The organism is Roseateles chitinivorans, from assembly GCF_050632235.1.
In the GTDB taxonomy this organism is placed as follows: Bacteria; Pseudomonadota; Gammaproteobacteria; order Burkholderiales; family Burkholderiaceae_C; genus Roseateles; species Roseateles chitinivorans_A.
In genome coordinates, this window is the sequence record NZ_CP192584.1 from 3,121,399 (window position 1) to 3,135,554 (window position 14,156).

Here is a 14,156-nt window from a genome sequence, read left to right on the forward strand (position 1 = left end):
GCCCCCCACGCGTCGTCGCCATCGCCGCACGCGTTGAGGGTCCTCGTGATCGACGACGATCCGGAGGGCGCGCGCAGCCTGAGCGATCTGTTCCGCTGCTACGGCTGCGCGACCTCGGTCGCCTACAGCGGCCGGGTGGGCCTGCGTCTGTTGAAGCTGTTCAAGCCGGAGCTGGTGTTCGTCGACTTCGACATGCCGGACATGAACGGCCTGGAGGTCGTGTCAGAGGCCAAGCTCATCGACGCCGAGGCCGGCCGCCACACCATGTACGTGTGCCTGACCGGTGGCGGTCCGGAGATCACGGACGAATCCGCCGGCGCGGCGGGCTTCAACCGGCTGCTCTACAAGCCGCTGAATGTGACGGATCTTCTGGCGGTATTGCTGGCGGCAAGACCGGGCAACTACGCGGCGGGCAACAACGCCCCGGCGATCCGGCCGGCGCGGCCGACATACGGCAATCGCACGACCAAGCATTGAGTGTGGCGGCGGCGCGCCGGCCGGCCATCAACCGCCGGTTCGATCCGCGCTTCAGTCCTTGCTGGTCAGAGCGTCAACCGCCTGCTGGACGTCGAACTCCAGCTTGACGCCGGCGCAGGCGCGCTCGCGGATCGGGGCGGCCCGCGACGGAGCGCGCTGCTCAAAGGCGGCGAAGTCGTCGTCGCCGCCCAGGTGCACGCAACGGCTTTCGCGGAATCGCGTCTGGAGCGCCGGCGGCATTGGTGCCGATTCCCAGTAGTCGAAGTAGCGCGTCAGCCATTCGACGGCTTCGTCGTCGCGGCCTTGCTGGAACAGTGCGCCTGAAATGCTCTGGCCTGACTTGGCTTGGCTCTCGGCGGGCAGGGTCTTCAGATACGAGAGCCATTCATCCAGATAGGCCGGGAGCGCCGAGCCGCCGCTCACGAACTGGAGTTTTCCGTAAAGGGCGTTCAGTCCGACCATCGAGTCGTACGCCGGATAACGCGCGCGACCGGCCTTGTTGAGCGCGATGCCATCACGCAGCAGGGCGATCTGCTGCTCGCGGCCGCGACCCGCTGTGCGGGCCATTCTGGCCAGGTCTTCGTAATCGGCGGCCAGGCGGTAGGTGGCCCGGCCCTGTTCCTTCGGATCGGTGACCGAGCGGTCCAGGGCCTCGACGATCTGATGCGCGCGTTGCTGATCGGCCGCATCGCCGCGCAGGAACCAGCGCAGCATGAGGAGCGTGACCTGGTGGGTCGAGACGGTCGATGCTCCCTGCGCCAGCCGGTCCTGCCACGCGTCGATCAGCCGCAGACCGAGGGTGATCTTGCGTAGCGCGCGTTCGGGTTCGCGGCCGACGTCCTTCTCGCACTCCAGCGTGATCGTGCCGATCAGACCGGCGAGCTGATGGGAGGGAATGGCTTCGCCCGCTGCATCACGGCGGCGGATCTCCGCGATGCCCTCCAGGCTGCGGTTGCGCATGAAGGTGCCATCCTGGCGCACGGACTGCTCGACCTCGTCCAGCAGCGGCACGGCCGCGAAGGCCGTCTGTGCCGGCGCCGTCAGAAGAGTCGCCCACAAGGCCCATGCACAAAGGGGTGGGAAGGTCCGGAACATTCCTTCGCTCCATGGTGTCGTTCTTGAAGAGCGCGGATTGAAGCACGGCGCGCCGCCATTCCCGCCGAGCGATCCGGCGGGGTCGCGACTGAGTACTCATCCCGCTCAAGGATGTTCGATTTCCGCGTGCTGGGTATCGTGGGCGTTTGTCGCTCAATTTGGCAAGCAATTACTTGCCAAAAGCAATCAATTGACGGAGCATCCCGTCATGCCTGATCCTGACCGCATCGAAGCCGTCCGCCGCTTCAACCGCTTCTACACGCGCCGTATCGGCGTGCTCAACGAGGGGCTGCTCGACTCCCCGTTCAACCTGACCGAGGGGCGCATCCTCTTCGAGCTCGCGCATCTCGAGAACGGGGAGGGCCTCACGGCCACCGACCTGGGTCGGTTGCTCGACCTCGACGGCGGCTACCTGAGCCGCCTGCTGCGCGACCTCAAGGAGCGCGACCTGGTGCGCGCGACGCGCAGCGCGGTCGATGCGCGCCAGTCGTTGCTGCAGCTGAGTCCGGCGGGGCGCAAGGCGTTCAAGCCGCTGGAGCGGCGCTCGCAGGAGCAGGTCGGCGAACTGCTCGACCAGCTCGGCGAGGCGCAGCAGACCGAGCTGCTGCAGGCCTTCCGCCGCGTGCAGAGTCTGCTGGAAGCCCCCGACGACAAGCCCGCGAAGCAGGGCTTCATCCTGCGACCGCACCGGCCCGGCGACATGGGCTGGATCGTGTCGCGGCACGGCGCGCTGTATGCGCGGGAGTACCAGTTCGACCAGCGCTTCGAGGCGCTCGTCGCGCGCATCGCCGCCGACTTCATCGAGCGTTTCGACGCCCGCCGCGAGGCGTGCTGGATCGCCGAGCGCGACGGCGTGAACATCGGCAGCGTGGCGCTGGTGCAGGCGCGCGACGAGGCGACGGACGCGCCGATCGACGGTGTCGCGCAGCTGCGGCTGCTGCTCGTCGAGCCGGCCGCGCGCGGGCTCGGACTGGGCGACCGGCTCGTCGCCGAATGCCACCGCTTCGCGCGCGACGCCGGCTACCGGCGCGTGCGGCTGTGGACCAACAGCCAGCTCGATGCCGCCAAGCACATCTATCGCAAGGCGGGGTACCGGCACGTCGGGACAGAGCTCTTCCAGGGATTCGGGTTGGACCTTGTCGGCGAAACTTGGGAACTCGATCTCCAGGCGACCGCCTGACTTCCTTCCCTGCCCATGAATCTCGACCTGTACCTTGACTGGACCGGCCTGCGCGGCGACCTCGCCGAGGCCGCGGCTTCCCCTCGTTCGCGGAGTCCGTGCGCCGGCACCAGACGGCGCTGCAAGCGCTGCTGACGCCGGAGACGCTCGCGGCCACGCCCGTGGCCTGGCGCTTCCGCGTGCCCGAACTCGGCGAAGGCGGCGCCTGCTCCCTGTTCGGACAGCTCGCCGAGCTGCCGTACGAGCTTGCCGGCATCCTGGGCGGGCAGGGCGCCGACAACCAGCGCCTGCTGGCCGAGGCCACGGTCGTCACGCGCTACTACCGCGAGCACAGCCGCAGCCACTGGTTCGGCGTCTACCAGGCGCGGCGCAAGTCCGCCGACGAGTCGGTGCTGGTGAAACTGGCCTACTTCGGCGCCGAGAGCCGGGCCGAGTTCCCGCTGACCGAGGCCTTCGCGCAGGGCAGCAACAACAGCGCCGTGGGCCTGAGCGGCCGCGCGCGCCTGATCAACGACGTGGCCGCCTTCGTGGCCGAGGGCGGCGGCTACTACACCTGCGATCCGAAGGTGAAGGCCGAGGCCTGCCTGCCGCTGTTCGACGCCGATCGGCGGGTCGTCGGCATCCTGGACTCCGAAGCCTTCGACCAGGATTTCTTCGGCGGCGACGAACTGGCGCTGGTGATCGCCGTGGCGCTCACGCTGTCCGGCGGCCTCATCGCACGGCCGGTGGCGGCGCTGAACGTCTGAACGTCTGAAGGGCGATGGTGCCGGCGCGGCATCATCCCTTTTGATGACGCGCCGGGCCGAGGGCCGGGCTTACGCTGACGGCTCCACTGCTGGAGCCCGCCGTGAGCCTCGAAGAAAGCTTCCGCGACAGGACCTTCGTCGTCGACGACCCCGATGCCCGCATCCGGCGCGATGACGACCTGATGGCCTTCGTCGCCGCGCCGGGCGGCGGCTTCAGGACGATCGCGAGAGGCACGTCGGTGTCCATCGTCGAGGTCAGGCTCGAGGAGGCCGGCAGCAAGAAGCGCATCGTCTTCGGTCGCGCCGCGGCGGCCGGTGGCGGCGCGACGCTCGGCTGGACGTCCACGCGCAACCTCGCGGGCAGCTTCATGAACGAGACGATCGGCCGGGTGCCGCCCGAGCCGGGCGCCACCCGCTTCGGGCCGAACGCCGCCTGGGCCGACGGGCAGTTCCTCGAGCAGCTCGACCTCGTCGCGATCGTGGACTCGACCCTCGAGATCGAACGGCTCGCGATGAAGACCATCGCCCCCTTCGCCGCGCTGGTGGCGGCCGCCAAGGACGACGGCGTCAGGATCACGCTCAACAGCGGCTTCCGCTCCTATCCGGAGCAGAAGCTGCTGCACGACGGTTTCGTGCGCGGTCTGCCGGGGTTCAACACGGCGGCCAAGCCCGGCTTCTCGAAGCATCAGAACGGCATCGCCTTCGACCTCTCCGTCGCCGGCGGCGACGGCAACCCGACCTACGAGTGGCTCAAGCGCCGGGCGACCTCGTTCGGCTTCGTCCGCACAGTGAGCAAGGAACCCTGGCACTGGGAGTTCGACGAGCCCAAGGCGCAGGCCGCACGAGCGGGCGGCACGTTCAGGACGCCGAACGTCCGGGACTGATCCCGGCGATCCGGCCCGGTCGGCCGGTCGGCCGCCACGATCCTCCGCTGCCGCCTCCATTCGCGGGATCGTCCCGGCGTCGCGACGGGACGCCGCGGCCTACACTCCCGCGTTGCAACCGGTCCGGGCACCTGCGTGCCCGCGTCGGCGGTTGACCGTTGGAGCTCCATGGACGACTCATCCGCCATCCTCGCGATGGCCCCCATTCGCGGCGACATGGCCGCCCGCGTGCGGGCGTTCCCGTGGGAGACCACGCCGCTGGGCGCCATCGGGCGCTGGCCCGCCTCGCTGCGGGCCGTGGTCGCGACGATGCTGGAGTGCCAGCTGCCGATGTACCTGGCCTGGGGCGACGACCTCGTCCAGATCTTCAACGACGCCTACCGGCCCATCCTGGGCGACAAGGCCGAGGCCGCGCTCGGCGGCCGGGCGCCCGACACCTGGGCCGAGATCTGGCCCACGATCGGCCCGATGTGGCGCCAGGTCCTGGACGGCGAGCCGCTCGGCTTCGACGACTTCAAGCTGACGATCGCCCGCTTCGGCTATCCCGAGGACGTCTACTTCAACTTCTCCTACAGCGCCGTGCGCGACGACGCCGGACGGGCGGCCGGCGTGCTGGTGACCTTCGCCGAGACCACCGAGAAGGTGCTGCTGTCGCGCCGGCTGGCCTTCCTGGACGGACTGGCGCAGGCCACGCGCGGGCTGACCGATCCGGCCGACGTGATGCGGGTGACCGCGGAGCGGCTGGGCCGGCATCTGGGCGTCAACCGCTGCGCCTATGCGACGGTGCGCGCCGACGAGGACACCTTCGACGTCATCGGCGACTACAACGACGGCGTCGCCAGCATCGTCGGCACCTACCGCTTCGGCGACTTCGGCCAGGAGGTGCTGCGGCTGATGCGCGCCGAGCAGGCGTTCGTGAACCACGACGTGGACCGCGATCCGGTCACGGCCGGCTCGGACCGCACGGCCTATGCGCGCACCAGCATCCAGTCGGTGATCTGCGTGCCGCTGCACAAGGACGGCCGCTTCGTGGCCGCGATGGCGGTGCACCAGCGCGAGCCGCGCCACTGGACCGACGAGGAGATCGCGCTGGTGAAGGTGGTCGTCGCGCGCTGCTGGGAGGCGCTGGAGCGTACCCGCGCCGAGGCCGCGCTGCGCGAGGAGGCCCGCACGCTGGAGACCTTGAACCGCACCGGCGCGGCGCTCGCGGCGGAGCTCGACATCGGCGCGCTGGTGCAGCGCGTGACCGACGCGGCGACCGAGCTCACCGGCGCGCGCTTCGGCGCGTTCTTCTACAACGGCGTCGACGACCAGGGCGAGGCCTACCTGCTGTATTCGCTGTCCGGCGCGGACCGCCGGCATTTCGACCAGCTCGGCCATCCGCGGCCGACCGCGCTGTTCGGTCCCACCTTCCGCGGCGAGCCCACGATCCGGCTGGACGACGTGATGGCCGATCCGCGCTACGGGCAATGGGGGCCGCACCACGGCAAGCCGCCCGGACACCTGCCGGTGCGCAGCTATCTCGCGGTGCCGGTGATCAGCCGTTCGGGCCAGGTGCTGGGCGGGCTGTTCTTCGGCCATGAGGACGTCGCCGTCTTCACCGAACGCAGCGAGCGGCTGGCCGAGGGCATCGCCAGCCAGGCCGCAATCGCGATCGACAACGCGCGGCTCTACGCGGCCTCGCGCGAGGCGATGGTGGAGCGCACGCGGCTGCTGGAGAGCGAGCGCACCGCGCGCCTGGCGGCCGAGCAGGCCGGGCTGGTCAAGGACGAATTCCTGGCGACGCTGTCGCACGAGCTGCGCACGCCGCTGAGCGCGATCACCGGCTGGGTCCACATCCTGCGGCGCAAGTTCGGCGATGAGCCGCCCGACCTGAAGAAGGGCATCGACGTGATCGAGCGCAGCGCCAAGGCGCAGGCGCAGCTGATCGAGGACCTGCTCGACATGAGCCGCATCACGACCGGCAAGCTGAGCCTGGAGATCGCGCCGGTCTCGGCGGCCGGCTTCACGCTGGCCGCGGTGGATCTGCTGGCCCCGGCGGCCGAACGTGCCGGCGTGCGCCTGGGCGTCGAGGTGGATGCGGATCCCGGCGCGACGGTGATGGGCGACGCCGCGCGGCTGCAGCAGGTCGCGGCCAACCTCATCGCCAACGCGATCAAGTTCACCCCGCGAGGCGGCGAGGTGCGGGTGCTGCTGCGCGGCGGGCCCGCGGCCACGGAGCTCGTCGTCGAGGACTCCGGCATCGGCATCCCGGCGGCCTTCCTGCCGTTCGTGTTCGAGCGCTTCCGGCAGGCCGACGGGTCGATGACGCGACGGCACGGTGGCCTCGGGCTGGGGCTGTCGATCGTGAGGAACCTCGTCGAGCTGCACCGCGGCAGCGTGCGCGCCGAGAGCGACGGCGAAGGACGCGGCGCGCGCTTCACGGTGACGCTGCCGGTGGCCGGCGACCGCGGGTTGGACGGTGCCATGCCGGACGCCGGAGCGGGGGCGGGCTGAATGCGGGGAATGGTGCGGGAACCCCTGCGGGCGCGGTCGAGCGCGTCTCGCTGAAGGGCGCGCGCATCCTGGTCGTCGACGACGACGAGTCCGTGCGCGAGATGGTGGTGCGCGCGCTCGGTCTGCAGGGCGCGCAGGTGGTGGCGGCGGGCAGCGGCGCGGAGGCGCTCGCGCTGCTGCCGAACTCGGACGTGAACCTGCTGATTTCCGACCTGGGCATGCCGGAGATGACCGGCTTCGAGCTGCTGGCCCACGTCCGCGCGTTGCCGGCGGGGCAGGGCGGTGAGGTGCCCGCGATCGCGCTGACCGCCTTCGCCCGCGAGACCGACCGGCGCCAGGCGCTCGAGGCCGGCTTCCGGGCCCACTTCCGCAAGCCGGTGGAGTTTCCCGCGCTGGTGCGCGCGATCCAGGAGATGGGGCTGTCCTGACACGGCCGCTGGCCCTCACCCCCACCCTCTCCCGCAAGCGGGAGAGGGAGTCCGACCGGCGCCCTGCCTACACCCTTTCCCGCTCGCTGGAGAGCAATCGTTTCAAGCGCATTCAGCGGTGGACGTTGCTCCCTCTCCCGCTTGCGGGAGAGGGCAGGGGTGAGGGCCAGCAGCCTTGGCAGTACACCGACAGAGGCGTCAGGCCGCCTGCGCTCCCGGTCGTCCCGCTTCCACCGCGAAGCGCGCTGCGGTGAACACCGCGCTCTTCGCATCCCACGGCGTCTGCACGCTGCGCAACTCGGCCTCCAGCCGCTCGGCGCGCAGCTCGAAGCGCATGTAGCCGCGCTGATCGCTGCGGCCGTAGCGGATGTGCGGATTGAGAGGCAGGGCCTTGTCCAGGTGCGACTGCGCCATGCCGTTGCTGGAGATGGACGTGCCGCAGAACTCGCTCGCCAGCACCGGCGCCGTGGGGTCCTCCCAGTCCAGCTTGAGGTCGGCGACGTAGTTCGCGTGCACGTCGCCGCCGAGCACCACCGCATTCGGCACGCGCCGCGCCTCCAGGTCGCGCAGCAGCCGCTCGCGGGCGAAGGGATACCCGTCCCAGCCGTCGGTCCAGTAGCGGCCCGGCCCCTGGTCCGGCTCCTGCGAATTGAAGCGCGCCATCAGCGTCTGCTGGGCCAGCAGGTTCCACGGGCGCGTGGCATCCCAGCTGTCGCGCAGCCACTGCTCCTGCGGCGCGCCCAGCAGCGTGCGCTGCGGGTTGCGCAGCGACGGGCACGCTTTCAGGTCCACCGTGTTGGAGCCGCCGCGGCCCGGTTTCGGGCAGACCTGCGGATCGCGCCACGAGCGGTCGTCGATCGTGACGAGCCGCGCCAGGCCGCCCCAGTCGTAGCGCTGGGCCAGCGTCATGTCGGCGCCGCGCGGGCGCATCTGCTTCGGGAAAGGCTGGTGCTCCCAGTAGGCCTGCGCGGCGGCGATGCGGCGCTGGTGGAAGTCGGGGGCCAGGTCTTGCGAGACGTCGCCCGCCCAGTCGTTCTGGACCTCGTGGTCGTCCCAGGTGAGGATCCACGGCGCGTTGGCGTGCATCGCCTGGAGCTGCGGATCGGCCTTGTACTGGGCGTAGCGCTGGCGATAGTCGTCCAGGGTCCGGCACTCGCCGCCGCGGTGCTGGCGCGGCGCCTTGCTGCCGGACGCGGTGGCGGATTCGTAGATGTAGTCGCCGAGGAACAGCACGAGGTCGAGGTCCTGCTTGGCCATGTCGCCCCAGGCGGCGTACTCGCCGTGGTCGTAGCGCTGGCAGGACGCGATGGCGAAGCGCAGCGGACCGGCCACCGCGCCCGTCGCCGGCGCGGTCCGCGTGCGGCCCACCGGGCTCTGCTGGCCCAGCGCGCGGAAGCGATACCAGTACCAGCGATCGGGACGCAGGCCAGCGGGTTCGGCGTGCACGCTGTGGGCGGTGCCGGGCTCGGCCCGCTCGGTGCCGCGCGCGACGATCCTCTTGAAGACCTCGTCCTCCGCCAGCTCCCACTGCACCGGCACCTCCGCCGGCAGCGTGTCGCCGGTCAAGCGCGTCCACAGCACAACGCGCTCCGCGCGTGGGCTGCCGGACGCGACGCCGAGCGCGAACAGCGGCGCGCCGGAGGCGCCCGCCGCGTCGGCATGGCGGAGCAGGGCCGGCGCGCAGCCGGCGGCCAGGGCGGCCTGCAGCAGGCCGCGTCTCGAGGGGGTCCAGAGGCAAGTCATGACCCCGGAGCGTAGCCTTGAAAACTGACGTCGACGTGACCTGTCGCTCGGCTGAATCAGGTGTAAGAGTTGGTCAGGATCGGGCTGGGAAGGTGGAAGGATCGTTGATCATTCGCCGCCTTTTCAATTCATCCATCGAACTCATGCTGGTGCCTTACCCCAAAGCGGTCGTCTCCGTTGCCGCGTTCATCGCCGCAGCGTCATTCGCCGCCTACAAGGTGGGGGGCAACGCCCAGCCTGAGCCGGGTCCGGCCAAGCCTTCGCAGGGCGCCACTGCGGGTCCCGTGCCGATGGCCATGGGCCCGGTGCGGCTGCCGGAAGCCCCCGTGCCGGTCGCCCGCAAGCCGAAGTTCGCCGCGACCGGCGCCGTGCCGACGCCGCCGCCGGTGATCGCACCGCCGGCGCCCGTGACGGCCAAGGCCAACCCGGCCGTGCCGATGCGTTTCGCCTCCGCGGGGACGACGACCCCGCAGGACGTCACCGTCACGACGGCGCCAGCGCGCGCGATGGCCCTCTACCTGCCGGGACCGTTCGCCTCGCCGTCGCCTTCTCCGGCACCGTCGCCTTCCCCGGCGCCCGCGCCCACCCCGGCACCGGCGCCCGCGCCCGCGCCCGTCTCCGCCCCGGTGGTGGTGACCGCGCCGGTCGTCACGCCGGAGCTGATGGGCGTCGAACTGGCCCAGACCCATGTGATCCCGCCCGGCGGCCGCACGATGCAGTCGCCCAACGAGGCCAAGCTCAACAAGAACCGCAAGCTGCAGCTGGTGGCCGACCGCGCGGCGCTGCTGATGCTGCAGCCGTCGACCGGCGACGGCACGGCCGGCACGCTGCTGGTCCGCGCCAGGCTCGCGGACGGCCGCACGCTCGGTCCGTTGACGATGAACGCGCCGGCCCGGCTGCCGACGTCCGACGGCGGCGGTGTCGCGTACTCGTCGGTCAAGTACAGCGCGCTGCTGCCCAAGGAATGGGTGCAGATCGGCGCGATCCTGGAGGTCGGCAAGACCGATTTCTCGTCGCCCCGGACGATCGCGCTGACGGTCACCCCGGCCACCACGCTCAAGCATCACACGGTGCCGATCTACCTGTTCGGCGCGCGCGCCGCGCAGTCGGTGGTGTCGGACTTCAATCTCGGCGCGGCGTCGACGGCGGGTTATCCGATCGACGCCGAGTACCGCGAGAAGCTCCCCGTCGCCAAGCTCGACACACGCGTCGCGGGCGCGGTCACGATCGATCAGCTGGCCGTGCCCGGCCGCAACGACGACAAGTTCTGCTATCCCGCGATGACGGTCTCCTCGTGGACCGACTTCCGCGCGATCGACGGCGATGCCAATGCCCGGATGCTGCGCGTGCTGCGCGACATGCGCGGCTGGACGGCCAACCGCGACCAGGCGTTCGCGGCGGGCTTCTACGGCTTCATCCAGACCACCAGCGCGGGCAAGCAGGTCGCGGTGCCGACCGGCGGCGGACTGGGCGGCAACGGCGTGGCCGTGTCCGGCGCGGACCTCCGTCCCGACACGATCTATTCGGCCATCTTCAACCACGAGATGGGCCATGCCTACGGTCTGCCGCATGCGGATGCCGCGGCCGAGGCGGGCGACGACCCGTACAAGCTGGGCACGAAGAGCGGTTCGAGCTGGGGCTTCGACAGCGTCAAGCAGCAGCTGCTGACGACGCGCGAATTCAGCGGCCAGTCCTGCGACACGCGCACCGTCGACGGCGTCTGCTACCAGCGCACGCCGATGTCGGGCGGCGACGACGACCGCAATCCCCTGAGCTATCGCTGGAACGCGTTCTCGGACTACCAGGCCGCGATCCTGCAGCAAGGCTTCCTGGACAAGCTCTTCCCCGACGCGAGCTTCGACGGGGGTTACAAGCGCTGGAACCGCACGACGGGCGCGTTCGAGAAGGTCGCGGCCGACGACCGCGCGCGCTCGGGCACCGACGTGCTGCAGCTCGACCAGCAGGTGCAGACGGTCATCGGCACGGTCTCGCATTTCAACGCGGCCCCGACCGCCAGCACGATGGTGGTGACGCCGGCGTGGACCGGCAACCTGCCGCAACGCCTCGACCCGACGGTGCAGACCGACGTGGACCGCCTCCTGAGCGACAAGCCCGGCGGCTGGAACGGCTACTACTGCGTGACCCACGGCTGCGACTACACGCTGGTGGCCACCTATGCGGACGGCTCGGTGCTGCGTCACCTGCTGCCGATCGGCTACCGCGACTGGAACAAGCCCAACGACGCGACGGGCTACAAGCGCGGCGCCAAGGATGCGACCAGCGCGGACAACTTCTCCACCTATGCGGTGAACCTGCCGACCGGACGCGGCGGCCTGGTGAAGGTGCAGCTGTTCAGCACGCCGCATGGCTCGTTGTGGCAGACGCGCTTCACGGTGATGAATGCCGCGGACCTCGGCGGCAGCCTGCCGCTGGTGAACGAGTGGACGCCCGCGGACGGCACCACCGGCGGCAAGGGCGCGCCCGGCACGACGCAGTTCGACACGGCGTCGTGCAAGGTCGGCGCGGCGGTGAAGCGGCCTGCGCGCTGAGCCCTCGCCGATCCGCTCGCCTCGAACGGGGCCGAGCCGAGCCGACCGATGCCGGCGTCCGCCGGAGCGGCCTGCGCCGGGGCGCAATACCTGACACCAGCAATCCCGCAAACCAGTGGACGACTGTGCCGCGGCTGCATCAGGTGTAAGAGTTGGTCAGGCATGAATGCGCTTTCAAGCCTGATCCACGATCATCGCGGCCCGATCTGATTTGCTCCTCGCCCGTGATGAACCGTCCTCGCCCGAATGTCTTTCCCTTCGTCCTCGCGCTGATCGCCTCTGCCGCCCTGGCGGCCTGCGGCGGTGGCGACGGTGACAAGGACACCGCGACGACGCCCACGCCGACCCAAGGCGCCACGCCGGGCGACGGCGGCGGCGCGGCACCGGGACCCGCTCCCGCTCCCGCGCCTGCACCTGCACCTGCACCTGCACCTGCTCCCGTTCCTCCGAACGATCCTGCGGCGCCTCCGGCGGCGTCGCCTGCGCCTTCTCCCGCGCCTGCACCGTCGCCCGCGCCTGCACCGTCGCCCGCGCCATCACCTGCGCCTGCCCCCGCGCCTGGCCCGTCACCGGCACCCGCGCCCGGTCCCACGCCTGCGCCCGCACCCGCGCCGGCAGCAGGTCCGACTCCGGCCCCTGCACCGGCACCGACGCCCGAACTGCGTGGCGTCGAGCTCGCCCAGACCCATGTGATCCCGGCCGGCGGCCGGACGATGCAATCGCCCAACGAGGTCAAGAACAACACCAGCCGCAAGCTGCAGCTGGTGGCCGACCGCTCGGCGCTGCTGATGCTGGAGCCGGCGAGCGGCGTGAACACGCTGGTCGTGCGCGCGAAGCTGGCGGACGGCCGCACGCTCGGCCCCCTGACGATGAATGCGCCGGCCAAGCTGCCCGCGGCGGACGGCGGCGGCGCCGCGTATTCGACGGTCAAGTACAGCGCGCTGCTGCCCAAGGAGTGGCTGCAGATCGGCGCGAAGCTGGAAGTCGGCAACGTCGACTTCTCCTCGCCGCGCACGATCGCGCTGGCGGTCACCCCGGCCACGACGCTGAAGCACCACACGGTGCCGATGTACCTCTTCGGCGCGCGCGCGGCGCAGTCCGTCGTCGCGGACTTCAAGCTGGGCGCCGCGTCGACCGCGGGTTATGCGATCGACGTCGAGTACCGGGAGAAGCTGCCGGTCGCGAAGCTCGACACGCGCATCGCCGGCGCGGTCACGATCGACCAGCTGGCGGTGCCCGGCCGCAACGACGACAAGTTCTGCTATCCCGCGATGACGGTCTCCTCGTGGGCCGACTACCGCGCGATCGACGGTGACACCAACGCGCGCATGCTGCGCATCCTCGGCGACATGCGCGGCTGGACGGGCAACCGAGACGGTTCGTTCGCGGCGGGCTTCTACGGCTTCGTCCAGACGATCAGCGGCGGCAAGCAGGTCGCGGCCTCGACCGGCGGCGGCCTGGGCGGCGGCGGCGTGGCCGTGTCCGGCGGCGACTACCGGCCCGACACGATCTACTCGGCGATCTTCAACCACGAGATGGGCCATGCCTACGGACTGCCGCACGCCGATGCCGCGGCCGACGCGGGCGACGATCCGTACCCGATGGGCACGAAGAGCGGCTCGAGCTGGGGCTTCGACAGCGTCAAGCAGCAGCTGCTGACGACGCGCGAGTTCAGCGGCCAGGACTGCGGCGCGCGCACCGTCAACGGCGTCTGCTATCAGCGCACGCCGATGTCCGGCGGCGACGACGACCGCAACGCGCCGGTCTACCGCTGGAACGCGTTCTCGGACTACCAGGCCGCGATCATGCAGCAGGGCTTCCTGGACAAGCTGTTCCCGGACACGACCTTCGACGGCGGCTACAAGCGCTGGAACCGCACGACGGGTGCGTTCGAGAAGGTTTCCAACGACGACCGCGCCCGGGCGGGCGTGGACGTGCTGCAGCTCGACCAGCAGGTGCAGACGGTGATCGGCACCGTGTCCCACTTCAACCAGGCGCCGACGGCCAGCACGATGGTGGTGACGCCGGCCTGGACCGGCAACCTGCCGCAGCGCATGGACCCGACGGTGCAGGCCGACGTCGACCGCATCCTGAGCGACAAGCCGGGCGGCTGGAGCGGCTACTACTGCGTGTACAGCGGCTGCGACTACACGCTCGTCGCGACCTACGCGGACGGCACCGTGCTGCGGCACCTGCTGCCGATCGGCTATCGCGACTTCAACCGGCCCAACGACGCGACCGGCTACAAGCGCGGCGCCAAGGACGCGACCAGCGGCGACAACTTCGCGACCTTCGCGGTGAACCTGCCGACGGGCCGCGGCGGCCTGACGAAGCTGCAGCTGTTCAGCACGCCGCACGGCTCGCAGTGGCAGACGCGCTTCACCGCGATGAACGCCGCGGACTTCGGCGGCAGCCTGCCGCTGGTGAACGAGTGGACGCCGGCGGACGGCAGCACCGGCGGCCGCGGCGCGTCGGGCACGACGCAGTTCGACGTGGCGTCGTGCAAGGCCGGCGCCGCGGTGAAGCGCCCCACGCGCTGAGCAAGGTCGAGGGATGCT

The 14,156-nt window shown here is 70.8% G+C and carries 10 protein-coding genes; 8 read left to right on the plus strand and 2 right to left on the minus strand.

The genetic code is table 11. The features are described from left to right. The first annotated feature begins 33 nt into the window (after positions 1-33). The gene (locus ACQ859_RS14165; RefSeq protein WP_431266309.1) at positions 34-477 is read left to right on the plus strand and encodes a response regulator; all 444 of its coding nucleotides are present in this window, start codon (positions 34-36) and stop codon (positions 475-477) included. Between the two features lie 51 nt (positions 478-528). Here the strand turns inward: ACQ859_RS14165 and ACQ859_RS14170 are convergent, their stop codons facing one another. Beyond that, the gene (locus tag ACQ859_RS14170; RefSeq protein WP_431266310.1) at positions 529-1,488 is read right to left on the minus strand and encodes a hypothetical protein; all 960 of its coding nucleotides are present in this window, start codon (positions 1,486-1,488) and stop codon (positions 529-531) included. A gap of 292 nt (positions 1,489-1,780) precedes the next feature. On the opposite strand from ACQ859_RS14170, the gene ACQ859_RS14175 reads away from it, so the two are divergent. From ACQ859_RS14175 to ACQ859_RS14195, 5 genes are all read left to right on the plus strand, one after another. Then, the gene (locus ACQ859_RS14175) at positions 1,781-2,752 is read left to right on the plus strand and encodes a bifunctional helix-turn-helix transcriptional regulator/GNAT family N-acetyltransferase (RefSeq protein ID WP_431266311.1); all 972 of its coding nucleotides are present in this window, start codon (positions 1,781-1,783) and stop codon (positions 2,750-2,752) included. Positions 2,753-2,850: 98 nt separating this feature from the next. Continuing rightward, on the plus strand, positions 2,851-3,498 hold the full coding sequence (locus ACQ859_RS14180) for a GAF domain-containing protein (RefSeq protein ID WP_431266312.1): 648 nt from the start codon (positions 2,851-2,853) through the stop codon (positions 3,496-3,498). 101 nt (positions 3,499-3,599) lie between these two features. Further along, complete coding sequence (locus ACQ859_RS14185; RefSeq protein ID WP_431266313.1) at positions 3,600-4,382, plus strand: M15 family metallopeptidase; 783 nt, start codon at positions 3,600-3,602, stop codon at positions 4,380-4,382. A gap of 168 nt (positions 4,383-4,550) precedes the next feature. Further along, a complete protein-coding gene (locus tag ACQ859_RS14190; RefSeq protein WP_431266314.1) occupies positions 4,551-6,878 on the plus strand; it encodes a GAF domain-containing protein in 2,328 nt (775 codons plus the stop codon). Between the two features lie 68 nt (positions 6,879-6,946). Next, entirely contained in the window at positions 6,947-7,306 is a 360-nt protein-coding gene (locus ACQ859_RS14195; RefSeq protein ID WP_431266553.1) for a response regulator, read from the plus strand. Positions 7,307-7,504: 198 nt separating this feature from the next. Here ACQ859_RS14195 and ACQ859_RS14200 read toward each other — a convergent pair whose 3' ends face one another. Further along, entirely contained in the window at positions 7,505-9,049 is a 1,545-nt protein-coding gene (locus ACQ859_RS14200; RefSeq protein WP_431266315.1) for an alkaline phosphatase D family protein, read from the minus strand. Between the two features lie 143 nt (positions 9,050-9,192). Between ACQ859_RS14200 and ACQ859_RS14205 the strand changes: the two genes are divergently transcribed. Then, positions 9,193-11,598 carry a M66 family metalloprotease gene (locus tag ACQ859_RS14205; protein ID WP_431266316.1) on the plus strand — a complete coding sequence of 802 codons (2,406 nt, stop codon included), beginning with the start codon at positions 9,193-9,195 and terminating at the stop codon, positions 11,596-11,598. Positions 11,599-12,311: 713 nt separating this feature from the next. After that, positions 12,312-14,138, plus strand: coding sequence for a M66 family metalloprotease (locus tag ACQ859_RS14210; RefSeq protein ID WP_431266317.1), 1,827 nt, complete (start codon positions 12,312-12,314; stop codon positions 14,136-14,138). Positions 14,139-14,156: the final 18 nt, after the last annotated feature.